A 26,878-nucleotide genomic window follows, 5' to 3' on the forward strand; every position below is an offset into this window, starting at 1 on the left:
CCGGAGCCTCAAACCCGTTGTCCAAGATCGTGTACGTCAAGCCCTTATTCATCTTGGTGCTGGGCATCGTGCCACTACCACCATTAGCGTCATATGAAACTGTTGCGGTTTCCAACGTCACACTCACGGGATCGGAATCAAGCGGCGTTTCCTCCTCGACCAAGCCGCCCCTATCCGTTGCAATCGCAGTAATGGTCGCGCCGACGGACAAATCCTTAATTTGCAGTGTCACGGTACCCGTGCTCGAGTCTACAGAGCCTTCACTCGAAGACCAGGATCCGGTAGATCCCGACGGTTCAGATCGGGTTAGGTTAATGGTCTTGCCGTCATAAAGGATCCGGTAGGAAGCCAAATCTGTATCATCACCCGGATCCGTATATGCGGGAGGATTGATGGTGACTGTGCTGGAATCGTAATCAACAGTGATCTTGGGCGATCTAGGCTTGATATTCGTAACTAGGTCTTTCGCGGCGATACTCTTGACCTGTTCCGGGTTGTTGAGTTCATACCTACCGTCTTCGTCCTGTTTAGGGACAAAGGCCCAGTTTTGATCCCAATCACCAACACTGTTTGAGGGGTTCGCTATTCTTGCGTCGCCATCAGCATTGAAATCAATAAGTGCGGGGGTATTTTCCCAGTCTCCGGTACCGTCCGGCATTTTTGAAATGCCAGTTACGGTCGTGTAAGCCTGTCGGATTTTCGGATCTATTCTTTTCTTGTCATCTTTAGTTAGTTTCTTCGGATCCCTAACCGGAGTTTTCTCCGGCAACGGTCCCTCCGGAACAATGACTTTGCACGTTGGGAGTTTCTTCGGCTCTTTAACTATGATTCCGATCTCGCCCTCGGAAGACCCCGGCCAATTTAGTTTCAAGGTGTCATAGCCAACATCGACGGAGAACGTGCCGTTCTCGGCATCTACATCGGCGTACGTTGCCTGAGATTTATCGACGTTGCACCTAGCTCCAGGCTCAAAATTCTTACGATCGTTGGAATCAATCGTCGTGACAACCTTTACTTTCGTGCCCGGCTTGACTTGCTGTCCATCCTTGGTTTGGAGGGTGCCAGCGACTGTATTTCCAGTGACCAGTAGCTTATCAACTATAGGCTCAGCAGAGAGTTCCGTGATCAGTTCGATCTTGATGAGTTTTCTCGCGCCTTTAGAATTGTCGTTATAAACTATCTCAGCCGAGAGTTCCTCTTGGGAAACGTTATAGAGGTTTATCGCCTTCATATAGCCCGCGATAGCCGGATTAATTTCTTTGAACGCCTCGAAGATCTCACTAGTTTCCTCGTCACTGCGGGTGGACTGGTCTTCGTGTAAAAATTTACCCTGAGGAACAACTAGATCAGCGTCATACTGATCAGCCAAAGATAGCGAGACTGATACCGATATAGGATCGGATTCAACTCCATCGGGAATCCATTTACTGCCTTTTTTGTTTTCTTGTTTCAGCACGATGTAAAGTACTTGGCCGCTAGCTAGTGGCTCCTGCAATTTCACAGTGAATTTACCGTTGCCTTTACCGGCTGTGCTTTCCCCCAGTGGAATCTGATTAGGCTCCGATTTCGGATCTTTCGCATATACGTATGCCCTAAGTTGCCGATTTCTATCGTTAGTTGCCTCGGCCTGGCCCTTTACTTCTTTCGTACCCGATATTGCAACTATGTCTGTCGGCGGCGCTAGCTTTGCGTTTGGCTCAGCGACGCTTTCACTGACGTTTTCAGGCCCGATCTCCAAGCTCTCCGCGGGAGCAGGCTGTGCTTCGAGCTCCTGATCGTTTTCAACTACAGGAGCTTCTTCTGTGTCAGCTGTGCTTCCAGCTTCCTCTTCAACTCCCGCATCTGCAGTCTCCTCTGATGCAAGAATCTCTTCAGCATTTGCTACATTTTCAGGCTGCTGAGTGGTTGCCAGTTCCCGGGACCCGCTTTCATCCGTTCCTTCATCCTCAGCGTGCACTAGAGGAGGTCCGGAGAACACCAAACCAAAGGTGCAAAACACGATCACCATCAGTCTCAACACGAAACTGAGCGGTTTCTGCCTCGCGACACTAGATTGATCTGCTAACAAAGCTCCGGGCTTTTGATTCAAGCCAAGCATGAGGACCTCCCAATACATGCGAAAATAAACGAGTCCTGACTCCCGATCATACCATCGGCAGCCCCGAAAAGATCCGGAAAATCCGCATTTGCTGTAGCGCGAGATGCAGAGGTAAGACCGGCATTGAGGCAACTCAAAATGACAGCACAACAATATGGGAATTAATCCTCAGAGACAGCCACAAATGCCGTCATCACAGAACCGCTCTACTCGCTCCTCGTGTTTAAAGTTCGTAGAATCGAGGCGTGGCTGACCCTGTAACTTATCGTCCGAAGACGTCTGAGATCCCAACTGAACCTGGGGTGTATCGTTTTCGTGACGCTGAGGGCCGCGTCATTTACGTGGGTAAAGCCAAGAACTTACGCAACCGCCTCACCAATTATTTTCAGGACCCAGCGGGCTTGCATCCGCGCACCCAACAAATGGTGTTCTCTGCAGCATCAGTGCAGTGGACAGTTGTCGCCACAGAGGTTGAAGCACTCACCCTGGAATACTCGTGGATTAAACAGTACGACCCGCGCTTCAACGTCATGTATCGGGATGACAAGTCCTACCCCTACCTCGCAGTATCAATGGGGGAGGACGTGCCGCGCATGCAGATCATGCGAGGAGCCCGGCGTAAAAACACCCGCTACTTTGGGCCCTACTCGCAAGTGTGGGCCATTCGCGAAACCGCTGACCAGCTCCAACGGGTGTTTCCTATTCGCACCTGCTCCAAGGGTGTTTACCGTCGCGCCGAACGCGCCGGGAGACCCTGCCTGCTCGGCTACATCGAACGCTGCAGCGCACCGTGCGTTGGAAAAATCTCCCAACAAGACCACTACGAACTAGCCGAACAACTATGCCAATTCATGTCCGGCAAAGTGGGCCCCTACATTCGTGACCTCAAAACCCAGATGAAGCAAGCCGCCACCGAACTCGACTTCGAGCGCGCCGCGCGCCTGCGCGATTCTCTGGCAGCGCTCGACAAGGTCCTGGAACAAAACGCCGTTGTGCTCGGTGACGGCACGGACGCGGACGTATTCGCCCAAGTTGTTGACGAACTCGAAGCTGCAGTCCAAGTGTTCCACGTGCGCGGAGGCCGTATCCGCGGCGTGCGCGGCTGGGTAGTAGACCGCCCGGACAACACCAGCGAAGCCGAACTCATGCAGCGCCTGCTCCAACAAGTTTACGCCGAAGCTACCCGCGAAGACGTGCACGAACGCGTTGCCGCAGTCTCCGTTGACGATGTGGAACATGCCCCAACATCCGCTGTTCCACGTGAAGTACTCGTATCAGTCCTGCCCACCGACGCCGATGCCGTTGCCGCGTGGCTCACTCAGATTCGTGGCGCCAACGTAGACCTACGTATTCCTCAACGCGGTGAGAAGCGCGCCCTCATGGACACCGTTCAAGCTAACGCCGAGCACGCCCTGCGCCTACACAAGACCAAACGCGCTGGCGACCTCACGCAGCGTAGCCAAGCCCTCGAAGAACTGCGTGACTACCTTGACCTCTCGTCCGCACCGCTACGCATCGAATGCTACGACGTGTCCCACACGATGGGCACAAACCAGGTGGCGTCCATGGTCGTGTTTGAAGACGGAGCGCCCCGCAAAACCGACTACCGCCATTTCACTATCCGAGGTGAGGACGGTGAAGGCGTACCGGACGACACAGCTGCCATGCGTGAAACCCTAACCCGCCGCTTTAAGAGGCTCTTGGCCGAGGAAGCGGGGGAGTCCGGCTACGACGAGGACGGCATCGAACTCGCCTCCGGCCCGGTAGATCCACAAACCGGCCTTCCTCGCAGATTCTCCTACCGGCCCGACCTGGTGGTGGTTGATGGGGGCCTGCCACAAGTAAACGCTGCCTCGGCAACGCTAGAAGAACTCGGGATTACCGTACCCGTAGTGGGGCTAGCAAAACGTCTGGAGGAAGTATGGATTCCCGGTGACGACTTCCCGGTCATCCTGCCACGCACCTCACCCGGCCTTTATCTGCTTCAACATTTGCGGGATGAATCGCACCGCTTCGCCATCACCCACCACCGCCAAAAGCGTTCTAAAGCGATGAGACGATCCGTGCTTGACCAAGTGCCCGGCCTTGGCCCCACCCGGCAGGCTGAACTACTGAAGAAGTTCAAATCCGTAAAGAAGATTCGCGAGGCTAGTGTGGAAGAACTCCAAACGGCTCCAGGTGTGGGGCCCATGTTGGCACAAACCATTTTTGACTTCTTCCACGCCCAGGTGAACGAGCCCGGTAACAAAGAAAGCGAGACGAGCGGCCAAAAGGCTGGCAAACTAGACACATGAGTGAAGACACGAAGTCGGTGACCGAGAACAACCCGCCAACTGTGCCCGCGGGCATCCCGCTACTTGATGAAATGGCGCGGCTTCCTAAAGCGAGCGAACCCGAGCTGATCATCATCTCTGGAATGTCTGGCGCTGGACGTACGCGCGCGTCAATGGCACTGGAAGACCTGGACTGGTACGTGGTAGACAACCTTCCGCCGACGCTCCTGCCGGCGCTGGCCGGCATGATGACCGTGGACGGCTCGGGCGTGCACCGCCTGGGCGCAGTGGTAGACGTTCGCAGCCGCGAGTTCTTTCACGACCTCGAGGACGTCCTCGCCAAACTCAATGAAGACGCGGTTACTTACAGGATTATTTTCCTCGAGGCAGACGAGGCCACGCTTGTGCGCCGGTACGAGTCCAACCGGCGTCCGCACCCTCTTCAGGGCGACGGGCGAATCCTCGACGGGATTCGTAAAGAGAAACAGATGCTCGCTCCGCTTCGCGCCCGTGCAGATGAGATCATCGACACCTCAAAAATGTCGGTACATGACCTCACGCGGCACATGCGCGACATCGTTGCGGGTGAAGCCGACACGCAGCTGAAACTCACCGTCATGTCTTTCGGTTTTAAGTACGGACTGCCGCTTGACGCGGACCACGTGCTGGACGTGCGTTTCTTGGCGAACCCCTACTGGGTTAGCGAACTTCGCCACCTAACTGGCCGTGATGAGCCGGTTGCGAAATACGTGCTGGAGCAACCCGGAGCTCGCGATTTTGCTATCAATTACGCCAAACTGCTTGCGCCCATGATCCGCGGTTACGTGAATGAACTAAAACCCTTCACTACCATCGCGGTAGGATGCACCGGTGGTAAGCACAGGTCGGTTGCCATGACCGAGCTGATTGCGGCCACGCTGCGTGATGAAGGGTTCCCTGTTCGAGTGCTTCACAGGGACTTGGGTAGGGAGTAACCATGGCAGGTCTACTGGATGCAAACGGCTGGCCGCGCAGGGGAGAGGCTGGCACGCGCGTGGTTGCTTTTGGCGGCGGCCACGGTCTTTCTGCAACCCTGCGGGCCCTCAAACACATAACGCATCAGCTCACGGCAGTGGTAACCGTTGCTGACGACGGTGGTTCCTCGGGCCGGCTGCGCGAGGAAATGGACGTGCTACCTCCGGGAGATCTACGCATGGCACTGGCTTCGCTGTGCGATGACTCCGAATGGGGCCTAACCTGGCGCGATGTCATGCAGCACCGTTTCAACACCGATGGTCCGCTGAATGACCACGCCCTCGGAAATCTGCTGATCGTATCCCTGTGGCAACTTTTGGGTGACCAGGTGGACGGCCTGGACTGGATTGCTCGGTTGCTGGGCGCTCACGGCCGCGTTCTACCAATGGCACAGACCCCACTGGAGATCGAAGCCGACGTGGAGGGCCCCGATGGGCTAACACGGGTAGTGCGAGGTCAATGCGCCGTAGCCACTGCCGAGGGGCAAACCCGCGCGGTTCGCCTAAATCCTGCTGACCCACCGGTTGCCCCCGAAGTTCTTGATGCGATAGCCGAGGCCGAGTGGGTGGTGCTGGGCCCAGGCTCGTGGTACACGTCCGTGCTCCCACACCTGCTGGTGCCAAAACTGCACGATGCGCTGGTTTCAACGAAGGCGCGGCGAGCCCTCGTGCTGAACCTTGCGGAACAAGAGGGCGAAACAGAAATGCTCTCTGCCGGTGATCACGTTCGCGTTCTGGCTCAGCATGCTCCTGATTTTGCGCTTGATGTGGTGATTGCCCAGCCCTCCACGGTTGACGATATTGAGGACTTGGAGAACGCTGCCCGCGAGGTAGGCGCTAGACTACTGCTTCGACAGGTGTCGATCGGTGGAGCTCAGCCCTTGCACGATCCGTTGCGTCTGGCGGCAGCGCTACGTGACGCATTTGATGGCTTCTTGGGTGAAGTCGGACGGCGCGAGGCCTGGCTCGCTTAGATTGTGGAGAAAGTTTAATGTCGCTGACGCTCGCTCTGAAAGAGGAACTGGTTAGGAAACCCGTTGCCACCCCATCTGAAATGGTGGCGGAGGTAGCCTCAATGCTCCGTTTCGCGGGTGGTTTACACTTGGTTTCAGGCCGCGTGATTATTGAGGCCGAAGTTGATCTGCCGGCCACGGCTGCTCGCCTGCGCACGTTCATGGCGAAGCTGTTTAAGGTGAACTCTTCTGTGGTTATCGTCTCTGGGGGAGCGTTAAAGAAGGGAGACCGCTACGTTGTGCGCGTGGTGGAACGAGCCGATCATCTGGCTCGCATGACGGGACTAATTGATGCGCAGGGCCGTCCGGTGCGAGGTCTTCCCACCCGGATTGTTGCTTCGGGCGACGCCGAGGCCATCGCGGCGTGGCGCGGGGCGTTCCTAGCGCGTGGCTCGCTGATGGAGCCCGGCCGGTCCTCGGCGATGGAAATCACTGCTCCCGGTCCGGAGGCCGCGCTTGCAATGGCTGGTTTTGCGCGCCGAATGGGTGCACAGGCGAAGGTGCGTGAGATTCGCAGTGCGCAGCGGGTTGTGGTGCGCGAAGCTGATGGGATCGCCTCGATTCTGCAGGCCCTGGAAACTCCTGAAACCCTGGAGGTGTGGCAGGCGCGCCGCAAGCGCCGCGTAGCCCGAGGCAGTGCTAACCGATTGGCTAACTTTGACGACGCTAATCTACGCCGGTCCGCGCGGGCCGCAGTAGTTGCAAGCGCGCGGGTAAAGCGTGCGTTCGACATCTTGGGAGACGAGGTTCCCGAGCACCTGCGTGAGGCTGGTGAACTTCGCGTTAGCCACCCGCAGGCCTCGCTTGAAGAACTTGGCAAGCTCGCTAACCCGCAACTGACGAAGGACGCGATTGCGGGACGTATTCGCCGACTTCTTGCCATGGCTGATAAGCGCGCCCATGAGGACGGGCTTCCCGACACGGAAGCAAGTCTCAGCGCCGATTTACTCGAAGGTTAAAGAAAACAGCGGATTGATAGCTAACGCCGACGCCATATTTGCTTAGCTTTTACCTCTAAAAACCTTTCCAAAACCTGGAATTTTCCTAGTAATAAAGTAAATGCCGCCTTCGAGCATGCTAAATCTATCGAAACGGTGTAAATTTAGAAGTGCTGGAACCGCAGAAAACTGCGGACTGCGTGCCCGCGTTTCTGGGCATTCAGTTTCATCAGACGAAAATGCGCCGTAGCGCATTACAGGAGGACATTGTGACTTTCCGCGTCGGTATTAACGGCTTTGGTCGTATTGGCCGTAACTTCTTCCGCGCAGCTCGTGAGCAGGGTGCGGACTTTGAGATTGTTGCCGTCAACGACCTAACTGACAACGAGACCCTCGCACACTTGCTCGAGTGGGATTCCATTCTTGGCAAGCTTGACGCAGACGTAACCTACGATGACGAGTCCATCACCGTTGGTGGCCACCGCATCGCAGCTTTCGCTGAGCGCGACCCCGCCAACATTCCGTGGGGCGACCTCGGTGTTGACATCGTGATTGAGTCCACGGGCTTCTTCACGGATGCAACCAAGGCGAAGGCACACATCGATGGTGGTGCTAAGAAGGTCATCATCTCCGCACCGGCTAAGAATGAAGACGCTACCTTCGTTGTTGGTGTAAACCACACCGACTACGATCCGGCTAAGCACAACATCATTTCGAACGCATCGTGCACCACTAACTGCCTTGCTCCGATGGCTAAGGTCCTTGACGAGGCCTTTGGCATCGAGCGCGGCCTCATGACTACGATCCACGCTTACACTGGCGATCAGCGCATCCACGACGCTCCGCACAAGGACCTTCGCCGTGCACGCGCCGCTGCGGTCAACATTGTTCCGACCACCACCGGTGCTGCTCGCGCTGTTGCTCTCGTGCTCCCGCAGCTCAAGGGCAAGCTGGACGGCTACGCACTTCGCGTTCCGGTAATCACCGGTTCGGTCACCGACCTCACCTTCACCACGAAGTCCGAGGTTTCGATCGAGTCCGTCAACGCCGCCATGAAGGCAGCTGCTGAGGGCCCGCTCAAGGGTGTCCTGGCATACTCCGATGGCTACCTCGTTTCGACCGACATCGTAACCGACCCGCACTCGTCGATCTTCGACGCGCCGCTAACCAAGGTTATTGGCGACCAGGTGAAGGTTGTTTCCTGGTACGACAACGAGTGGGGCTACTCGAACCGCCTCGTAGACCTGACCAAGTACGTTGGTGAGCGTCTCTAATTAGGAGTCGAGCGTAAAAGTTGGACGCCCGCACATGCTGACGCGTGCGCGGGCGTCTTCTTTAGGCCCGAACTATTGAACTTCGAGAGGAAGATTTTATGAGAACGATCGAAAGTCTAGGTGACCTCAAAGGAAAGCGCGTCCTGGTTCGTTCGGACTTCAACGTGCCGCTAGATGGCACGACGATCACCGACGACGGCCGTATCCGCGCGGCACTACCCACTTTGAACAAGCTTGTAGAAAGCGGAGCCAAGGTTATCGTCATGGCACACCTTGGCCGTCCGAAGGGCGAGTTCAAGCCAGAGTTCAGCCTTGCACCGGTTGCAAAGCGTCTTGGCGAACTTGTTGATGCCAACGTATCGCTTGCCAAGGACATCACCGGCGAATCCGCAAAGGAAGAGGCCGGAAAGCTAAACGATGGCGATATTCTTCTGCTCGAGAATGTTCGCTTCGATCCGCGTGAAACCTCAAAGGTTGACGCCGAGCGCGAAGAGTTCGCTTCCGAACTGGCGGAACTTGCCGATGCTTTTGTCTCGGACGGCTTCGGCGTTGTACACCGCAAGCAGGCTTCGGTTTACGACATTGCAAAGAAGCTTCCGTCCGCTGCGGGCCTCCTCGTGTTGAAGGAGATCGAATCGCTGTCGAGGGCTACCGACAATCCGGAACGCCCCTACGCGGTTGTGCTTGGCGGTTCCAAGGTTTCGGACAAGCTTGGCGTTATCGCTAACTTGCTGAAGAAGGCCGACATGCTCCTCATTGGTGGAGGCATGGCCTTCACATTCTTGAAGGCAAAGGGCTACGAGGTTGGCAAGTCGCTGCTAGAAGAAGAGCAGCTTGCAACGGTTAAGGGCTACATCGATGAGGCAAAGGAGCGCGGCGTTGACCTCGTCCTTCCTGTAGACATCGTGGTTGCTCCCGAGTTTGCAAAGGACTCAACCCCATCCGTAGTTGACGCGGACGCGATTCCTGCCGACCAGATGGGCCTCGATATTGGTCCGAAGTCGCAAGAACTTTACGCTTCGAAGATCGCTTCGGCGAAGACCGTTGCTTGGAATGGCCCGATGGGCGTATTTGAGTTTGAGAACTTTGCTGGTGGCACGAAGGCCGTTGCTCGCGCACTATCCGAAGGTGACTGCTTCTCGGTAGTTGGCGGCGGCGACTCTGCGGCTGCTGTGCGTCTGCTCGGCTTCGATGAATCCACTTTCTCTCACATTTCCACCGGTGGCGGTGCCTCCCTCGAGCTTCTTGAGGGTAAGACGCTTCCGGGTATCGCAGTTTTGGAGGACTGATTTACATGGCACGTACGCCACTTATGGCCGGCAACTGGAAGATGAATATGGATCACCTTGAGGCGATCCACCTGGTCCAGGGACTAAACCAAGAACTGACCGACGCTAACTTCGATTTCTCGGCTGTTGAGGTTGCTGTTATTCCGCCGTTTACCGACATCCGTTCGGTTCAGACGGTTGTTGAGGGCGACGAGATGAAGATCAAGTACGGCGCTCAGGATGTTTCCACCCACGAGAACGGTGCGTACACCGGCGAGATTTCTGCTTCCATGCTGTCCAAGCTTGGTTGTAGCTTTATCGTTGTGGGCCACTCCGAGCGTCGTGAATACCACGGCGAGAGTGACGCGCTGGTGGGCGAGAAGGCACGCGTTGCCCTCGCTGCTGGAATGACGCCAATCATCTGCTGTGGTGAAGGTCTTGACGTTCGCAAGGCTGGAAACCAAGTTTCGCACGTACTAGCGCAGATCGATGGCGCTCTTAAGGGCATGTCCGCTGATGATGTCAAGAAGAGCGTTATCGCGTACGAGCCCATCTGGGCCATTGGCACCGGCGAGGTCGCAACCCCTGAAGATGCACAGGAAGTTTGCGGCGCAATCCGCGTTCGCGTAAGTGAACTGTACGACGCCGAGACCGCTGATGCTGTCCGTATCCTCTACGGCGGCTCCGTGAAGTCCTCGAACGTTGTGGACATCATGGCTAAGGAGGACGTCGATGGCGCCCTCGTTGGCGGCGCATCGCTGAAGGCTGACGAGTTCGCGAAGATCGCGCGCTTCAACGCCTAACCTCTTTTTGTGCCTCCACCGGAACAAACTCCGGTGGAGGCACATTTTTAGTGAAAGCCACCATGCTTGCGCGCCCGGCTATGAACTTTCGCGATGCCACGCTAGAATCTAACAGGTTAGAAAGTTTGTTTAAGCGCCGAGGCGTGAAGGAAAAGGATTAGCGTGACAGCTGTAAAAATCATCCTGGACGTGTTGCTCGTGATCTCGAGCCTGTTCCTCATCCTCACCATTTTGATGCACAAGGGTCGCGGCGGCGGCCTATCGGACATGTTCGGTGGCGGCTTCTCGTCCACTGCAGGCTCGTCCGGTGTTGCCGAGCGCAACCTAAATCGCATCACGATTGGCACCCTAGTTGTGTGGGTAACCGTAATCGTCCTGATCGGTATTCTGACGAAGTTCGCCTAGCTTGGATGCGATAGCAAACATCGAATACTTCTGCGCGCGTGGCCATGTCACGCGCGTTTCTTTTTCTGCAACCGCATTGTTTGACGTTCCAAATTCCTATCCTTGTCAAACGTGCCATGAGGATGCCTACCGTAATCGCCCCCGAGTAGGGGAAAGTGCGGCCTCGCAACGCCAGGAATCCTCGCTTGCAGCTAGACACTTGGCAGAGGTCGAGGCACGGCGAAACTCCGCTGAGAGAGACGCGATCCTCGAAGATGCACTCAGGCGTCTACGAGAAGGCGAGCGCTAGAAGATCCTGTCGATCCTGCTGGCTGCAGCTTTGTCCACCCACCACTGCGTTCCCACCTGGTTCATTGCACCTGCGGGCACCTCTCTAAAGTTGGCGCCCTGCAATGCCTGCGCAAAAACCGTAGCCTTTTCTTTACCCGCAACCACAAACCAGGACGCCCGTGAACGCCGCAATAGAGGAATAGTCATTGAGATTCGCTGCGCTGGAAGCTTGGGGGACTGCGGTTCTGCAACATACAACCCAGCCGCATCCAGGGTTTGGTGAGAGGGAAAAAGGGACGCAAAATGGCCATCCTGGCCAATTCCTAAAATACTCATATCAAGCGCTATTGAACGAGGATCCAGCAGGGCGTGTAACGAATATACCGACACCATTTCTTCCTCATACTGGCGTGCCGCGGCCTCCAAACTCTTGCTATTCGAGGGGGTGGGTGGCCGGTGAAGCTGAAAAATAGGGAACTGGGATGAGAAGGCCTCATCAACATGCGTGTCGGCGCGGTCTGCATCCTCATATTCCACGTAGCACTCGTCAGCCATCCAAATATGAACGGGTGACCACTGCTCCACAAGATCAGGGTGGTGGCCCATAATGTCGGCAATCTTCTGTAAAAGCGTAGTGCTGATATCACTGGCAATGCCTACGTGGATCCGGCTGCGCTGCTGTGAAAGCTCAGTGATCTTGCGAACCAGGGAGAGCGCCACCTTCGCGTGGAGTTCCTCTACCGTTCGGTGAACTTTCAAATCTGTTTCAAGCATTGCTCCACCTTGCAATCGACTGTGCTCAGTTTACGAGATTAGGGGTAAAAAAAACTGGAGGCCAGCTTAGCTGACCTCCAGATTAGTTGAACGTTAGGCTAGGACCTCGCGGGCAACCTTAGCCACATTTTCCGTGGTGAATCCGAACATCTTCATGAGATCATCGCCCGAGCCAACCTCACCGAAACGCTCTAGCGAAACCGCGCGGCCCTTAATACCGAGGTACTTGTACCACGGTGCAGCCAAACCGGCCTCGACACTAACACGTGCGGTAACGGCCGAGGGGAGTACCGATTCCTTGTACTCCTCAGACTGCTCATCGAACCACTCCATACAAGGAACGGACACAACGCGCGCCTTCACGCCCTCACTCGCGAGGACCTCCGCGGCGCCAAGCGCATGCTGGACCTCCGAACCGGAAGCCATCAGAATAATGTCCGGCGTGCCCTCCGTGTCACGCAGCACGTAGGCTCCGCGGGCGAGGCCACTTGCGGGAGCCAGGTCGCCTCCACGCTTCGGGTTAGGCAGGTTCTGACGGGAAAGAATCAGGCCGGCCGTGGCGTCACGCTTCAAGATTTCCTTCCATGCCTCCGCCGTCTCAGCGGCATCGGCCGGGCGGACGATCGAGAGGTTTGGAATAGCGCGGTAAGCGGTCAGGTGCTCCACAGGCTGGTGCGTGGGGCCATCCTCGCCAACACCAATCGAATCGTGGGTCCACACGAAGGTCGTAGGCAACCCCATCAGAGCGGCCAGACGCACCGCACCACGCATGTAGTCAGCGAACACGAAGAACGTGCCACCGTAAACGCGGGTGAGTCCCTCAAGCGCGATACCGTTCATGATGGCCCCCATCGCGTGTTCACGAACACCAAAGTGGAGGTTGCGGCCGTACTTGTTGCCCGAGAACATTGCAGAGCTACGCTCTTCCGGTAGGAACGAGGGCTCGCCGTCCATAAAGGTGTTGTTCGAGCCCGCGAGGTCAGCCGAACCACCCCAAAGCTCAGGAAGAGCCGGAGCCAAAGCGTTCAGCACCTTGCCCGACGCGGCGCGGGTAGCAACGGCCTTGCCCTCTTCGAACTTCGGTAGCGCATCTTCCCAGCCCTCGGGTAGTTCGCGCTTTGCAAGACGATCGTAAAGTTTTGCAAGTTCGGGGTTAGCCTCGCGCCACTTAGCGAACTTCGCGTCCCATTCGGAGCGGGCGGCCTCGCCGCGTTGCTTCATATTCGCCTGTGCGTGTGCGACGGCCTCCTCATCCACATCAAACATCTTCTGCGGATCAAGGCCAAGTGCTTCCTTCAAGCCTGCAAGAGCATCGGAGCCAAGCTTCGAGCCGTGTATAGCGCCCGTGTTCTGCTTGCCCGGGGTAGGCCAGCCGATGATGGTGCGCAGTCCGATGATCGACGGGCGGTCAGTCTCAGCTAGCGCGTTCTGGATCGCCTCTTCAACGGCCGCAACGTCTTCCTTGTATTCGCCGCCCTTGGTCCAATCCACGTGCTGGGTGTGCCAGCCGTAAGACTCATAGCGCTTCATCACATCTTCAGTGAACGCAATCGACGTGTCATCTTCAATGGAGATATGGTTGTCATCCCAGAACACAATCAGGTTGCCAAGCTTTTGCGTGCCAGCCAGCGAGGAAGCCTCCGAAGAAATGCCTTCCTGCAAGCAGCCATCGCCCGCGATTACCCAGATATTGTGATCGAACGGAGACTCGCCAGGAGCGGCATCCGGGTCGAACATGCCACGAACACGGCGCTGCGCCATTGCCATGCCAACAGCGGAGGAAAGGCCAGAGCCAAGTGGGCCCGTGGTGATCTCAACAAAGTCAGTGTGCTTGTACTCGGGGTGGCCCGGCGTCTTTGACTTCAGGCTACGGAACTTCTTCAGATCCTCAAGGTCAAGGCCGGCGTCAGCCAGGTACAGAGAAATGTACTGGGTCAAAGACGAGTGGCCCGCAGACATCACAAACCGGTCCCGACCAAGCCACAGGCTATCTTGCGGGTCCATTTTTAGGTGCTTCTGGAAGATTAGGTACGCGAGCGGTGCGAGAGAAATCGCGGTGCCCGGGTGGCCGGATCCAGCGTTTTCGACGGCGTCTGCGGCAAGCATCTTTGCTGTTTTAACCGCGCGATCGTCAAGTTCGTTCCATGAAAATGTCATGAAAATAGCCTTCCCTTGTCGTTAATTTAGAAATCGGTCACAATTGTATCTGTTCGGTCGTTTTAACGCGTTCCGTGTTTATTCTAACACGAAAAGAGAGAACATTTAAGATTATGATACCTTCACGCAACAGTGTTTTACAGCAGTATCTAGTCGATTTTTTAGACTATTTGAGTGTTGATAGCGGCGCGTCAAAGCACACCATCTCGGCATACCGTTCAGATATCTCCCGGTTCCTCGATGACACGCACCTAGAGTCGGCCAATGAACTAAACGCCAAGGTCATTAACGACCACCTAACTAAACTTTCAACGGGGGAGCTTGGACGAGCTTTTGCACGGTCCTCGATTGCGCGCGCTCGTTCCTCAATCTCGGGCTTCATAAAGTTCTTGATCGATCGCGACGTGATTGCAACTGATCCCATGGACGACGTCGAGTCGATGGGGACGCCCATGCGACTACCGAAGGCGCTCACGCTCGACCAGGTCAAGCAACTACTCGACGCCGTATCTGAAACACCCGGCCCAATCGGCCTACGCGATACCGCGGTGATGGAGATGCTTTATGGAACAGGGGCTCGCATTTCTGAAATAACCGGTCTCTACCCAGAAGACCTTTTGCTGGATGGAGACGTGCCGGTGGTTCGCCTTTTTGGCAAGGGCCGTAAAGAGCGCCTCGTTCCCCTGGGCAGTTACGCCCGCGATGCGGTAATGAAGTATATGAGGCAGGGCCGTCCCGAACTCGCAGCTAAGAAAGGCAACGACAAGCACCTGTTCTTGAACACGCGCGGGGGAGCGCTATCGCGCCAGTCAGCGTGGGAAATCATCAAGAGTGCGGCAAAGAAGGCAGAGATTGAGGATGTCTCTCCCCACACTCTTCGCCACTCATTTGCCACCCACCTGTTAGAAGGTGGCGCTTCGATCCGCGATGTCCAAGAGCTCCTCGGGCACTCATCGGTGGTAACCACCCAGATTTACACGAAGGTTTCGATCTCAACGCTGCGTGAGGTTCATGCAACCACGCACCCACGAGCCACCTCTGACTAGCGTCGGGGCACTATTTTGGCCCGGCGGCGCAAGAGCAGGCCAGATGACATATTCTAGGGGAGTGAGTGAGATGCAACCAGGATTAGTTCCCGTACCCCCAGAAGGCGGACGCGACAACGACTTCCCCGTACCGTCCCCGCTATCATCGCACGGCCCTGCCCGCGTTATTGCGATGTGTAACCAGAAGGGTGGGGTTGGTAAAACTACCACCACCATCAACCTGGCCGCAGCGTTGGCGGAATACGGCAGGCGGGTCCTCATCGTGGATTTCGACCCGCAAGGCGCCGCATCTGCAGGCCTTGGCATCAACTCGCAAGACCTTGACTTCACAATCTACAACCTGCTGATGTCTTCCAAGGTCTCTATCCGAGACGCCATCGAGCACACCAAGATCGAAAACCTAGACCTAGTGCCCGCAAACATCGACCTGTCAGCAGCTGAAGTCCAGTTGGTAAATGAGGTTGCGCGCGAGCAAGCATTGACCAGGGCTTTGCGCCCCGTCATTGATGAGTACGACGTTATCCTCATCGACTGCCAGCCCTCGCTTGGACTTCTTACCGTCAACGCTCTGACGGCAGCCCATGGGGTTATGGTTCCCCTGGAGGCCGAGTTTTTTGCGTTGCGCGGTGTTGCCCTCCTCATTGACACGATCGACATGGTGCACGACAGGCTAAATCCTCGCCTAAAGATTGATGGCATCTTGGTCACGATGGTTGACCTGCGCACGTTGCATGCGCGTGAAGTCCTCGAGCGTCTTCAAGAAGCCTTTGGGGACAAGGTTTACGACACGATCATCAGGCGTACCGTGAAGTTTCCGGACGCTTCCGTTGCCACTGAACCCATCACTACCTATGCGCCCTCTCACAAGGGAGCGCAGGCTTACCGCCGTCTAGCGCGCGAAGTGATCTCTCGCGGAGACGTAGCGTAGTGACCACAACCGAGGGCGGCGGGTTCACCGTTTCGTTAGAGAACTTCGAAGGGCCGTTCGACCTTTTGCTCGGCCTTATCTCTAAGCGAGAAATGGACATTACTGAGGTTGCCCTCGCCGCTGTGACAGATGAGTTCATCGCTTACATGCGCGTAGACCCCGATCTTTCGCGCACCTCTGAGTTCCTGGTTGTAGCGGCAACCTTGCTGGACATGAAAGCCCGTTCCCTCCTGCCCGTCGAGGATGAACAGCTTGAAGCAGACCTCGAATATCTAGAGGCTCGCGACCTCCTATTCTCCCGGCTTTTGCAATACCGCGCCTTCAAGCAGGTGGCGAATATTTTTGGCCAGTTGTGGGAGGTAAACAGCGGCGCGCATCCAAGGCAAGCGGAGATGGAACCCAAGTTCGCTGCTCTTTTGCCGCAACTACGCTGGTCCACAACCCCGCTTGACCTGGCCAAGATCGCGGCAGAGGTAATCTTTGCTGCGCCGCCGGAAGTTACAACCACCCATTTGCATGACCCGCTGGTGCCCGTACGCCCGCAAGCTGAATACATTTTGAAACAACTGAAAGTGCTTGGCGACGCTAGCTTTGAGCAGCTCTGTGCAGACGCGCCGGATGTCAACACAATAGTTTCTCGTTTCCTCGCCATCTTGGATCTGTACCGTGAAGGCGCAGTGTCATTCAAACAAGAAGCACCCCTCGCGAAGCTCTCAATCCATTGGACGGGTTCGGACACCAACGTCGCCGACATGCGAATGGAAGACGAGGAAGGCGCAGTGGTAGCACCACTTTAGGTACAATGACTTCAGTATTGACGGGAGGTCGACATGCAAGAGGCAATACCCCAAATCTTTAGCGATAAAGAACTAACCAAAATAATCGAAGCAATCCTCATGGTTGTGCCCGAACCTGTAGCATCGGTAGACATTGCGAATGCACTTAATATCGCGGACGACCAGGTGGAGGTAGCACTTACTCAACTTCGCGCCGAGTATGACCGTGACGAACGCGGATTTGAACTCCGCGAAGTCGGTGGGGGATGGCGCTACTATTCGCGTTCTGCATATGACCCCTTCGTGTCTCAGTTTGTCAGTGGTAGCCGCATGCAAAAGCTTTCCCAAGCCGCCCTAGAAACTCTTGCCGTTATTGCTTATCGCCAGCCTGTCACCCGGCAAAAAGTCAGTTCCATTCGGGGAGTCAACGTGGATTCAGTTGTCCGCTCTCTGCAAGCCCGAGGCCTCATTGAAAGTGCTGGTGAAACCGCAAGTGGAGCGACACTCTTTCAAACTACAACTGAGTTCCTTGAACGAATGGGGCTACGCTCACTCGATGAGTTAAGTCCTCTTGCACCCCACCTTCCGCACCGAGACGAACTTTCTGAACTAGCGCAATCTTTGGAGAAATAATGAAGAACGATCCTCACGTAGATTCGGGAATCCGCCTGCAAAAAGTTATCTCGCAAGCCGGCGTGGCATCTCGCCGTCACGCGGAAATCCTCATCACCTCGGGTCGCGTTCGCGTGGACGACAAAGTGGTGCGGAAGCTCGGCACCAGGGTTGACCCCAGCCGGCAAGTGATCCACGTCGACGGCGAACGCCTGCTATTAGATACCGAGTCTCTAACCATTGCCCTCAACAAACCTGTTGGCGTCGTTTCAACCATGGACGATCCAGAAGGACGTGCGTGCCTAGCGGACTACACCCAGGACTACAACCAGCGCCTATTCCATGTGGGACGTCTTGATACCGACACGGCTGGTCTGATCCTACTGACTAATGACGGGGAGCTTGCACACCGACTCATGCACCCCTCGTTTGAAATTCCAAAAACATACGTCGCCACCGTTCCAGGCGAGGTGCCGCGCGGCCTGCGCAAGAAAATGCTCCGCGGTATCGAACTTGAGGACGGGCCAGTTCAGGTTCAAGGTTTTCGCGTCAAAGACCAGTATGGCGACCTCACCCTAGTGGAGCTGACGTTGCACGAGGGGCGCAACCGCATTGTCCGCCGGCTGCTCGAAAGCGTGGGCTTTCCCGTGGTTGAACTGGTTCGCACCCAGTTCGGGCCGGTTAAGATCGGGCGACTACACCCAGGCGTCACCCGCAAGGTTGATGGCGCCGTGCTTCAAGAGCTGTACAAAGCCGTAAACCTGTAGGAATCACCGTGCAGATTTCAACCAACCCGGACGGCCGGCCCATCCAAACGACGGGACCGGTGCTTGTGATCGGCTCCGGCCTTCTGGGAGGATCCGCAGCGCTGGCTCTAAAAGCTGCGGGTGTACCAGTGTTCCTCCAAGATATTTCCCCAGTGTCACTAGCTTTGGCTCGCGACATTGGTGCAGGCGAGGAATACACGCCATCTAGCCCGCAACCAGCACTGGTTATTGTTGCAGTGCCCCCCGATGTGACTGCAGATTGTGTTGTGAAGGCACTGAACACACACCCGGATGCGGTAGTGACTGACGTGGCTTCAGTGAAGTCGATTATTTTGGAGGAAGTCGAAGCCGCTGGTGTTGATGCGTCGCGATACGTCCCGTCGCACCCCATGGCAGGTCGGGAAAGATCTGGCGTTGCAGCTGCGGACCGGGACCTGTTTGTGGGGCGCCCGTGGGCAGTGATTCACCACCCAACCTGCTCTCCTCAGGCGCGCGTAGTTGTACGCAACCTTGCGGTGGACCTTGGTGCCACCGTGTTGGAAATGAACGCGCAAGAGCATGATCGGGGAGTGGCTATTGTTTCGCACGTGCCGCAACTAGTCTCGTCCCTACTCGCCTCCCGGCTTCGCGATGCCACCGAGGATGAGCTCAGCCTAGTTGGCCAGGGCCTGCGTGATACCACTCGCATCGCGGCTTCCGACCCGCGCCTGTGGACATCGATCGTGTCAGGTAACTGCGGCCCCGTGGTGGATGTATTGCGCGAGTACCAGCGGGAACTAGACAACCTCGTTAGCGGACTTGAATCGGGTGCTGCCGCAGGCTTTGGCGCTACCGGATCCGTTGCCGCCATAAACACCGCTATATCGCAGGGTAACGAGGGCGTTTCGCGGATTCCCGGAAAGCACGGGGGAGTCCAGCGGCGCTGGGCGATCGTGGAAGTACTTATTCCTGACAAGCCGGGTGAGCTCGGCCGACTTTTCACCGAACTGGGTGCGGCCGGAATCAACATTGAAGACCTCACCATGGATCATTCCGCACACCAGCGCGTTGGTCTGGCCCAAATTTTTGTAAACCCGACTGTAGCCAAAGAAGCCGAAAAAGAACTTGAAATGCGCGGCTGGCGCATCGTTAACCAGTGAGCTGGGAGGAAACGTGGAGGAAACAGCAAACATGAGCGTAGAGCAAATGAAGGCGCTGATTAGCGAGCTTGGGCTGTCTGTTGCTATCGATGGACCCTCCGGATCGGGCAAATCAACCGTTGCTCGTGCATTGGCACGCGAGCTTGGCATCGGCTACCTCGATACCGGAGCGATGTACCGTGCGCTCACGTGGTACTGTCTGGACGCCGGTCTACCCCTGGACGATCACGCCGCTGTAGCTGGTGCGGCAGACTCGTTCCTCTTGTCCATCACCACCTCGCCCGATGATTTCCGCGTAACCGTGGGGGATACGGACGTGACGGAGCAGATCCGCGAGTCCCGTATTTCCAAAGAAGTCTCAAAAGCTGCCACAAATCTGGACGTGCGTGAATCGCTTGTGCGCCAACAGCGCGAAATTATCAATGCGGCCCGCCAGTCCGGCAACGGCATGGTTACCGAAGGCCGGGATATCACCACCGTGGTGGCACCGGATGCGGATGTGCGCCTGCTACTTACTGCTTCGGCTGAGGCGCGCATGAAACGCCGCGCCGTGCAGTTGCTAGGTGAGGGCGTAGACGAGTCCGCCATTGAATCCATGCGCAGCGAGGTTGTTGGGCGAGACGCTAAAGATTCTACGGTGGTCAACTTTCAGGAGGCTACTGAAGGCCAGATCCTGGTTGACTCGTCCGCTCTTGATGCCCAGCAAACTCTTCAGCTTGTACTTGACTACGTGAGGCAGAATCTTGCGCAACGAGCCGAGCAAGCTGAAGCTGACAATGCCCGTGTTCGCGCTATGCGCGCTGCCCTCTCAAACTATGAGCTTTACGACGAAGACCAGAATGTGCTGGAAGGTGAGCTTCCCTTTGAAGAGTTAGAAACCTCGACCTCCGGCAATCCAGTTTTAGCCATTGTGGGACGTCCAAATGTTGGTAAATCAACACTTGTGAACCGGATTTTGCAACGCCGTGCTGCGGTTGTTCAAGACACTCCTGGTGTCACGCGTGACCGGGTTTCTTACCCCGCAAACTGGAACGGACGCGACTTTACGCTGGTGGACACCGGCGGCTGGGAGATTGACGTGCGCGGCCTGGATCGTTCCGTTGCGCAGCAGGCTGAAATCGCAATCGAGATGTCGGACGCGGTGCTGTTTGTTGTAGACGCAACTGTTGGCATCACGGATACGGACGAGCGGATCGTGAAGATCCTTCGTCGTTCTGGCAAACCCGTGGTACTGGCTGCCAACAAGGTTGATTCAGCTGCACAGGAGGCGGATGCCTACGCGCTTTGGAACCTTGGGCTCGGCGAGCCTTTCCCAGTATCAGCGCTACATGGCCGCGGAGCCGGTGACGTGCTCGATGCAGTTCTGAAGATCCTTCCCGAAGAATCCGCTGTTGCACAGAAGCTGCCCGAGGGAGGGCCGCGCCGCGTGGCACTAATTGGGCGCCCAAATGTGGGTAAGTCCTCGCTGCTCAACCAATTGGCCGGGGAAAACCGCGTGGTTGTTGATAACACCGCAGGCACAACCCGAGACCCGGTTGATGAACTTATCGAGATGGCCGGACGCCAATGGTGGTTTGTTGACACTGCTGGTATCCGTCGCAAGATGCACCGCACGTCAGGCGCTGACTACTACGCCTCCATTCGTACCCAGGCCGCGATTGAAAAAGCCGAGGTAGCCATGGTTCTACTCGATGCCACCGAGCCGCTATCGGAGCAGGACGTGCGAATCGTGCAAGCAGCGCTTGATTCGGGTCGCGCCCTGGTAATCGTTAACAACAAGTGGGATTTGGTTGATGAGGATCGCCGGCTTGACCTTCAAAATGAGCAAGAACGCGACCTTGCACACGTTGCGTGGGCTCCGCGCATAAATCTGTCCGCGCTCACCGGATGGCACACGAACCGAATCGTACGGGCACTGGATACGTCGCTACGCTCTTGGGACATGCGCATTTCTACCGCGAAGCTGAACTCGTTCCTGGGAGAACTCGTTGCGGCCACACCCCACCCGGTGCGTGGTGGAAAGCAGCCTCGCATCCTATTCGCAACGCAGGTGTCCGCCCGTCCGCCAAGGTTCGTGATCTTCACAACCGGATTCCTTGACCCCGGCTACCGCCGATTCATTGAACGCCGTTTGCGTGAAACCTTTGGCTTCGAGGGTACCCCAATCAAAATCAGTGTGCGGGTGCGTGAAAAGAAGCGTCGATAAGTTTCCAGCTAGTCTGTTTGGGCCGCGCCATTCTCGTTCCACTCATTCGGAATGGGAATAGCGGCCGCATCAGGCGCGCCCGGATCCACCAGCGTGTTCGATGAGGTTTTACGGAATCTGCGCCAAGAATGTGCCTCATTCTTGGATTTTCGAGGCCGCCGGCGTCGCCATGGGCGTGCTGCGGGCACAGCCCAGGATTTCCTGCGCATAATGGCACGCACGCCATCCAGGCCAAGAATGACCACAGCGAGCCAAATGCCAATGTAAGTAACCCATTCGAGGCCTTCAATGCGCTCGCCCAGCAGGGTTGCAACGACGGTAACCAAGATCGGTTCAACGTAAGACAATAAACCGAATACCGCGTAGGGTAAAAGCTTCGCGGCCATCACGTAAAAGATAAGGGCAAACACGGATAACCCGCCCAGCGTCAAAAGCAAAATTGCGGCAGGAAGGTGCGAAAACGCAATGCTCACGCCGTTTTGTCGTGATGCTGCATAAATCGCGAGGGGCATCGCCAGCGCCATTTCCCAGGTGAGGGCGCCCACGCCATCGGTTTCAAAAATACGGCGAAGGACAAAGTAGATTGGGTATCCCACTGCAACATAAACCGTGACCCAGCCTAACCCGCCACCTCGGATCACTTCGAACACCACCGCGGCGCACGCGACGAGGGTTGCAATAAACGTGATGGTAGAGAGGCGTTCCTTAAAAATCACTCTGCCAAACAGAACCATTACCAGGGGCATCAAGAAGTAGCCCATTGATAGAGCCAACGTGTTACCAGTTTGGGGTGCCCATCCGAAAAGGAACATTTGAGAGGCCAACATTGGCACGTTAAACCCGTATGCCAGTAGTTTCTTTGGAGCAGCTATTGTGCGCTTAAACTCGCCCGAAAACCAGAACCAGCGTCCGCTTACCGCAAGGAGGAAGAGGATTCCTGGAACCGTTAGCACAATGCGCCAGGCCCATACCTGCGTGCCTGACAAAGCTGGTAGTTGTCCGGCCACAAATGCGATAGCTGCAAACATGACCGAGGAGAGAAGCGAAACTACTACGCCGCGACCAGCCATTACACACCAATCTAAAAGGACGCTGTGGGAGGGGATAGGTATTAAAAAAATCCCGAGACATTACTGCATTGTCGCGGGATTTACATCGTCGGGCTGGCGGGATTTGAACCCACGACCCCTTGACCCCCAGTCAAGTGCGCTACCAAGCTGCGCCACAGCCCGTGCTTTTCAGCAACAACGATTCTAACCGAAGCACTGCTCACATGCCTAATCGGCCAGGCGGATGTGGGCTACTCCCCACATTGCCAGTCCCACTGAGGGTTGAGGGGGTGATTGATTCATGCCAGTAACGGTTTGGTGGCCGCCTTCGATACACTGAGGCAGTGGAGACTTTGACCCGTGAAGAAGCGCTGGAACGAAGCGCCAACGTAATACCTGACGAGATTGATGTTTACATCGACCTTTCAAATGCAAAATCTGGTGAAGAGGCGTTTTTCTCAAAATCAACGATTCGCTTTGAGACAAAATCCTCATCCATTTTTGTTGATCTTGTTGCGAAGAGTGTTGAGGAAGTGCGCGTTGATGGTGCGCCTGCAAACTACGAGGTAACGGATACGCGGGTCTTGGTGAAAGACCTTCCAACGGATCACCCGGTGAGTTTAGAAATAGAGTCGCGTTGCTACTACTCGACAACCGGGGAAGGCCTGCATCGCTACATCGATCCAGAGGATGGCGCTACCTACCTGTACACGCAGTTTGAGCCCACGGATGCGCGCCGCGCATGGGCCTGCTTTGACCAACCCGATCTGAAGCTCCGCTGGCAGTTCAGTGTTAAGGCTCCCTCGGATTGGATAATTCTATCTAACCAGCCCGAACAGTCCCGTAATACGGTTGGCGAGCTGGCGGAGGTAACGTTCAAACGCACGCCACCGCTGTCGTCCTACATCACTGCGGTGGTTGCCGGCCCATACGCTCGCGTTGATGGAGGCACCTGGAGTGGGGGAGCCGCCGACGGTGGCCACGCCAACATTAGTTTGGGTGTTTACTGCCGTGCGTCTCTTGCGCAGTACTTGGATGCCGAAGACATCTTGACTGTGACGCGCCAGGGTCTTGATTTCTATCACGAGTATTACGGCTTCACATATCCGTGGGGCAAGTACGACCAGGTTTTTGTACCCGAATATAATCTTGGAGCTATGGAGAACCCGGGGTGTGTGACCTTCAACGAGAAGATGATTTCTCGCGACACGCCCACGAGGGCTGCACGCCAATCTCGTGCCAACGTCATTTTCCACGAGATGTGCCACATGTGGTTTGGAGACCTCGTAACCCCGAAGTGGTGGGACGATTTATGGCTGAAGGAGTCCTTTGCGGACAACCAGGGGTCAATGGGATTAACAGAGAATACCCAGTTCGACACCGAGTGGGCCACATTCGCTTCCGGCAGGAAAGAATGGGCATACAAGCAGGATCAGCTACCCACCACCCCCCCAATCGCAGCCGACATTCCTGACGTTGAAGCCGCAAAGAACAACTTCGATGGAATTACCTACGCTAAGGGTGCGGCTGTGCTTAAACAGCTGGTTGCCTATGTAGGGAAAGAAGCTTTCTTTATCGGCGCCCGTGAATACTTTAAGAAACACGCGTTCGGAGCAACCCGGATGCAAGACTTTTTAGAGGCGCTCGAGGAAGCCTCCGGTCGCGATAATCTCCAGGGTTGGGCAAAGGCATGGCTAGAGACCACCGGCCCTTCAACTCTGCGTATTCGCCGAGGTGAGGACGGTTTCATACTGGAGCAGGATTCCATGGACGCGATCACTGGGCAGGAGGCGCTGCGCCCTCACCGGGTAAATGTCGGCTTCTATGAGCTGACGGGCGATAATTTCGTGCGCGTGGGGATCGAGAAGGTCACGCTCACTGGATCATCCCTCCCGCTCGAAACTGCCGGGAACTATGACCTCGTCCTCGCAAATGATGATGATCTAACGTACGCGCTTGTTGAACTGGATGAGAACGAGGTAACAACCGCGCTTCGCTTCGTCTCTACGATTGCAAATCCAACCTCACGCGCAGTGCTTTGGTCAGCGCTGTGGGCGGGCGTGCGGGCAGCAAAGATAAATCCACGCGACTACGTGAATGCGGTGGCGAGTCAGGTGCCGTTCGAAGAAGATGACGCGGTTGCCGGTGACCTAATCGGCAACGCTCTCGAAGCTCTCCTGCACTACATGGCCACGCCAGAGCGAAAACTGGAGGCAAATAGTTTTGCCAACCACGCGATCAACGCTATTGGACGCTCGGACGCCGAAGATCGCAAGCGCGAATGGGCACTTGCCGCAACTCGTGCTTTGAATATCGCCGGTTCGCCGGGTGAGGATCAGATGCAGTTCTTGCATGACCTTGCCGCCGCTAATTCACCCCTCCTAACAGTTGGTCCAAATCTTGCGTGGCAGGCCCGAATTACCCTCGCTGCGCTAGGGGCAATTACTAGAGAAGATGTGGAGGCGTATCTCAAAACTGATCCTTCCGGTGAAGCTGAAGTGTTTGCGCTACAAGCAATCTCAGCGCTTCCGGGTCGCATCGAGCGCCAGAAGACCTGGACGCGAATTCTTGAAGAAGATCTCGCCAACGAAAAGATGAGCGCTATGCTGGCCGGTCTAAATGCAGGATCGCTAGGTCACGGTGCAACCGGTTTCGCAGGCGACTTTTTTGATCTTGCAGCGCATTATTGGGACTCTCACACGATCGGGATGGGAAGGCGCTTCATTGCGGGTGCATACCCTTCCGTGATCGATGCGGGCAGTCCCGAGGAGGCGGCAGCACTACGGTACATGGCTTCGTGGTGGGTGAGCGCAAACGAGAACGCGCCGGCAGCTCTTGTGCGTCTCATGCGCGAGGCAGCCGATAATTTGGAACGCAGTTTCAGGATCCAAACCAAATGGCTGACGAAGTAGAATCCGTAGATCACGCGGCCGAGGATAATCGGGCATTAACGCAGCCGTCGTCCCAGCTAGGCGACCTCCTTTTTGACCCGCTCAACTATGGCGTGGGCGGATCATCTGAGTCTCGCAAAACGCCGCGCCGCCCATTTGAGACGATCATCGCCCTCTTGCTCGCAATGGTGCTTGCCTTCTGCGTGACCATCGCGGCGAAGAACCTAATCGGCAATAAAACTACACAGGAGAAAACGCGCAGCAACCTCAGTGAGCAGGTTGCTCGCCAGCAAGACATTGTCAATCAACTAGAAGTTGCCAACGCGGAGGACGCGGCTCGAATAGCTCTCTTATCCGCTGACTTAAAGGACACGGTTACTGCAGATCAACCAGCGGCACAAAGCGCACAGCTGGAAGAGATCGAAGGCAGTGGCATCCAAGTCACGGTTAGTGAACGCGAGGGGGCAGAATCTGTCGAGAGAGTTTTGGATACCGACCTGCGCTACATCATCAACTCCCTTTGGGCAGGTGGCGCAGAAGGCGTGGAGATAAATGGGGTTCGAGTGGGACCGACCACTGCTGTGCGCACCGCGGGTGGCGCCATCTTGGTTAATTTCCAACCCGTAGTGGCGCCATACAGCATTCGCGCCATCGGAGACCGTGAGGCACTTGAACTCCAGCTAAAATCCGGTGGGGTAGCGGCCTATCTGTCTACACTGGACTCAAAATACGGCATTAAAACATCAATTCAGGCGGAGGAAAAAATCGCCTTGCGCCCAGCTAGCGTTCGGGGCGCGAGCCTTACCGAGATCGTTCAACAGGAGCAGCAATGATCGCAATACTTGGCCTAGTCCTCGGAATTATCCTTGGTATTCTTCTTGACCCGACCATTCCGTACGCGCTCCAACCGTACCTTCCCATCGCCGTCGTGGCAGCGATGGACGCGCTCCTCGGCGGTGCGCGCGCCTGGTTTGAGGGCAAGTTCTCTGATCGCGTGTTCATCACCTCGTTCTTTTGGAACGTGCTCATCGCCGCCCTGCTGGTGCTGGTAGGCGCGCAACTGGGTGTGGGAGCCGCAATGACAACGGCAATCGTGGTTGTTCTAGGTATCCGTATTTTCTCTAACGCAGCTGCGATACGTCGCCACATTTTTGGGGCTTAACCGTGAGAGAAAAAGA

23 protein-coding genes and 1 tRNA gene are annotated in these 26,878 nt (G+C 56.2%); 19 read left to right on the forward strand and 5 right to left on the reverse strand.

What is annotated here, in order from left to right; translation table 11 throughout:
- On the reverse strand, positions 1 to 2,098 hold a 2,098-nt coding region (locus tag HMPREF2891_RS00945), incomplete at its 3' end, for a hypothetical protein (RefSeq protein ID WP_222566250.1).
- 245 nt (positions 2,099 to 2,343) lie between these two features.
- On the opposite strand from HMPREF2891_RS00945, the gene uvrC reads away from it, so the two are divergent.
- The 9 genes from uvrC (at position 2,344) to HMPREF2891_RS09925 (ending at position 11,374) form a co-directional block, all read left to right on the forward strand.
- A complete protein-coding gene (gene uvrC, locus HMPREF2891_RS00950) occupies positions 2,344 to 4,392 on the forward strand; it encodes an excinuclease ABC subunit UvrC (RefSeq protein WP_070663550.1) in 2,049 nt (682 codons plus the stop codon).
- A complete protein-coding gene (gene rapZ, locus HMPREF2891_RS00955; RefSeq protein WP_070663551.1) occupies positions 4,389 to 5,345 on the forward strand; it encodes an RNase adapter RapZ in 957 nt (318 codons plus the stop codon). The genes uvrC and rapZ overlap by 4 nt, the downstream gene beginning before the upstream one ends.
- A 2-nt stretch (positions 5,346 to 5,347) precedes the next feature.
- Entirely contained in the window at positions 5,348 to 6,358 is a 1,011-nt protein-coding gene (gene yvcK, locus HMPREF2891_RS00960) for a gluconeogenesis factor YvcK family protein (RefSeq protein ID WP_070663552.1), read from the forward strand.
- Between the two features lie 17 nt (positions 6,359 to 6,375).
- Positions 6,376 to 7,356, forward strand: a complete 981-nt coding sequence (gene whiA, locus HMPREF2891_RS00965) for a DNA-binding protein WhiA (protein ID WP_070620316.1) — start codon at positions 6,376 to 6,378, stop codon at positions 7,354 to 7,356.
- 248 nt (positions 7,357 to 7,604) lie between these two features.
- Complete coding sequence (gap, locus tag HMPREF2891_RS00970) at positions 7,605 to 8,609, forward strand: type I glyceraldehyde-3-phosphate dehydrogenase (RefSeq protein ID WP_070620400.1); 1,005 nt, start codon at positions 7,605 to 7,607, stop codon at positions 8,607 to 8,609.
- 98 nt (positions 8,610 to 8,707) lie between these two features.
- Positions 8,708 to 9,898, forward strand: a complete 1,191-nt coding sequence (locus HMPREF2891_RS00975) for a phosphoglycerate kinase (RefSeq protein WP_070663554.1) — start codon at positions 8,708 to 8,710, stop codon at positions 9,896 to 9,898.
- Between the two features lie 5 nt (positions 9,899 to 9,903).
- Positions 9,904 to 10,680, forward strand: a complete 777-nt coding sequence (gene tpiA, locus HMPREF2891_RS00980) for a triose-phosphate isomerase (RefSeq protein ID WP_070663556.1) — start codon at positions 9,904 to 9,906, stop codon at positions 10,678 to 10,680.
- Positions 10,681 to 10,842: 162 nt separating this feature from the next.
- On the forward strand, positions 10,843 to 11,085 hold the full coding sequence (secG, locus tag HMPREF2891_RS00985) for a preprotein translocase subunit SecG (RefSeq protein ID WP_016443616.1): 243 nt from the start codon (positions 10,843 to 10,845) through the stop codon (positions 11,083 to 11,085).
- A gap of 1 nt (position 11,086) precedes the next feature.
- Positions 11,087 to 11,374 carry an RNA polymerase-binding protein RbpA gene (locus tag HMPREF2891_RS09925; RefSeq protein WP_083311175.1) on the forward strand — a complete coding sequence of 96 codons (288 nt, stop codon included), beginning with the start codon at positions 11,087 to 11,089 and terminating at the stop codon, positions 11,372 to 11,374.
- Here the strand turns inward: HMPREF2891_RS09925 and pgl are convergent.
- The gene (pgl, locus tag HMPREF2891_RS00990) at positions 11,371 to 12,129 is read right to left on the reverse strand and encodes a 6-phosphogluconolactonase (RefSeq protein WP_070663559.1); all 759 of its coding nucleotides are present in this window, start codon (positions 12,127 to 12,129) and stop codon (positions 11,371 to 11,373) included. The two genes, HMPREF2891_RS09925 and pgl, sit on opposite strands and share 4 nt — an antisense overlap.
- Positions 12,130 to 12,222: 93 nt before the next feature.
- Positions 12,223 to 14,286: a transketolase gene (tkt, locus tag HMPREF2891_RS00995; protein WP_070663561.1), complete on the reverse strand. Its 2,064-nt coding sequence runs from the start codon at positions 14,284 to 14,286 to the stop codon at positions 12,223 to 12,225.
- A 113-nt stretch (positions 14,287 to 14,399) separates the two neighbouring features.
- Here tkt and HMPREF2891_RS01000 point away from each other — a divergent pair, with 113 nt between their 5' ends.
- Genes HMPREF2891_RS01000 through der form a run of 7 tightly spaced genes read left to right on the forward strand, consistent with a single transcriptional unit; the run spans position 14,400 to position 21,760 of the window.
- On the forward strand, positions 14,400 to 15,332 hold the full coding sequence (locus HMPREF2891_RS01000; RefSeq protein WP_070620299.1) for a site-specific tyrosine recombinase XerD: 933 nt from the start codon (positions 14,400 to 14,402) through the stop codon (positions 15,330 to 15,332).
- Between the two features lie 43 nt (positions 15,333 to 15,375).
- Positions 15,376 to 16,260 carry a ParA family protein gene (locus HMPREF2891_RS01005; protein WP_261666671.1) on the forward strand — a complete coding sequence of 295 codons (885 nt, stop codon included), beginning with the start codon at positions 15,376 to 15,378 and terminating at the stop codon, positions 16,258 to 16,260.
- A complete protein-coding gene (locus HMPREF2891_RS01010; RefSeq protein WP_070620294.1) occupies positions 16,260 to 17,057 on the forward strand; it encodes a segregation and condensation protein A in 798 nt (265 codons plus the stop codon). The genes HMPREF2891_RS01005 and HMPREF2891_RS01010 overlap by 1 nt, the downstream gene beginning before the upstream one ends.
- Before the next feature lie 33 nt (positions 17,058 to 17,090).
- Complete coding sequence (gene scpB, locus HMPREF2891_RS01015; protein ID WP_070620291.1) at positions 17,091 to 17,669, forward strand: SMC-Scp complex subunit ScpB; 579 nt, start codon at positions 17,091 to 17,093, stop codon at positions 17,667 to 17,669.
- A complete protein-coding gene (locus HMPREF2891_RS01020; RefSeq protein WP_070663562.1) occupies positions 17,669 to 18,415 on the forward strand; it encodes a pseudouridine synthase in 747 nt (248 codons plus the stop codon). The genes scpB and HMPREF2891_RS01020 overlap by 1 nt, the downstream gene beginning before the upstream one ends.
- An 8-nt stretch (positions 18,416 to 18,423) precedes the next feature.
- Positions 18,424 to 19,554, forward strand: a complete 1,131-nt coding sequence (locus HMPREF2891_RS01025) for a prephenate dehydrogenase (protein WP_070620285.1) — start codon at positions 18,424 to 18,426, stop codon at positions 19,552 to 19,554.
- Between the two features lie 31 nt (positions 19,555 to 19,585).
- Positions 19,586 to 21,760 carry a bifunctional cytidylate kinase/GTPase Der gene (gene der / locus HMPREF2891_RS01030; RefSeq protein ID WP_083309423.1) on the forward strand — a complete coding sequence of 725 codons (2,175 nt, stop codon included), beginning with the start codon at positions 19,586 to 19,588 and terminating at the stop codon, positions 21,758 to 21,760.
- 8 nt (positions 21,761 to 21,768) lie between these two features.
- Here der and rarD read toward each other — a convergent pair whose 3' ends face one another.
- Entirely contained in the window at positions 21,769 to 22,830 is a 1,062-nt protein-coding gene (gene rarD, locus HMPREF2891_RS01035; protein WP_070620282.1) for an EamA family transporter RarD, read from the reverse strand.
- Positions 22,831 to 22,918: 88 nt separating this feature from the next.
- Positions 22,919 to 22,992 (reverse strand) — tRNA-Pro (locus tag HMPREF2891_RS01040).
- A 161-nt stretch (positions 22,993 to 23,153) separates the two neighbouring features.
- On the opposite strand from HMPREF2891_RS01040, the gene pepN reads away from it, so the two are divergent.
- Genes pepN through HMPREF2891_RS01055 form a run of 3 tightly spaced genes read left to right on the forward strand, consistent with a single transcriptional unit; the run spans position 23,154 to position 26,862 of the window.
- The gene (gene pepN, locus HMPREF2891_RS01045; RefSeq protein ID WP_070663564.1) at positions 23,154 to 25,721 is read left to right on the forward strand and encodes an aminopeptidase N; all 2,568 of its coding nucleotides are present in this window, start codon (positions 23,154 to 23,156) and stop codon (positions 25,719 to 25,721) included.
- The gene (locus HMPREF2891_RS01050) at positions 25,706 to 26,533 is read left to right on the forward strand and encodes a DUF881 domain-containing protein (RefSeq protein ID WP_070663565.1); all 828 of its coding nucleotides are present in this window, start codon (positions 25,706 to 25,708) and stop codon (positions 26,531 to 26,533) included. The genes pepN and HMPREF2891_RS01050 overlap by 16 nt, the downstream gene beginning before the upstream one ends.
- Positions 26,530 to 26,862 carry a small basic family protein gene (locus HMPREF2891_RS01055; RefSeq protein ID WP_034507735.1) on the forward strand — a complete coding sequence of 111 codons (333 nt, stop codon included), beginning with the start codon at positions 26,530 to 26,532 and terminating at the stop codon, positions 26,860 to 26,862. Before HMPREF2891_RS01050 ends, HMPREF2891_RS01055 begins: the two co-directional genes overlap by 4 nt.
- The last annotated feature ends 16 nt before the right edge of the window (positions 26,863 to 26,878 follow it).

Source organism: Actinomyces sp. HMSC065F11 (assembly GCF_001813085.1).
GTDB classification, from domain to species: domain Bacteria; phylum Actinomycetota; class Actinomycetes; order Actinomycetales; family Actinomycetaceae; genus Gleimia; species Gleimia europaea.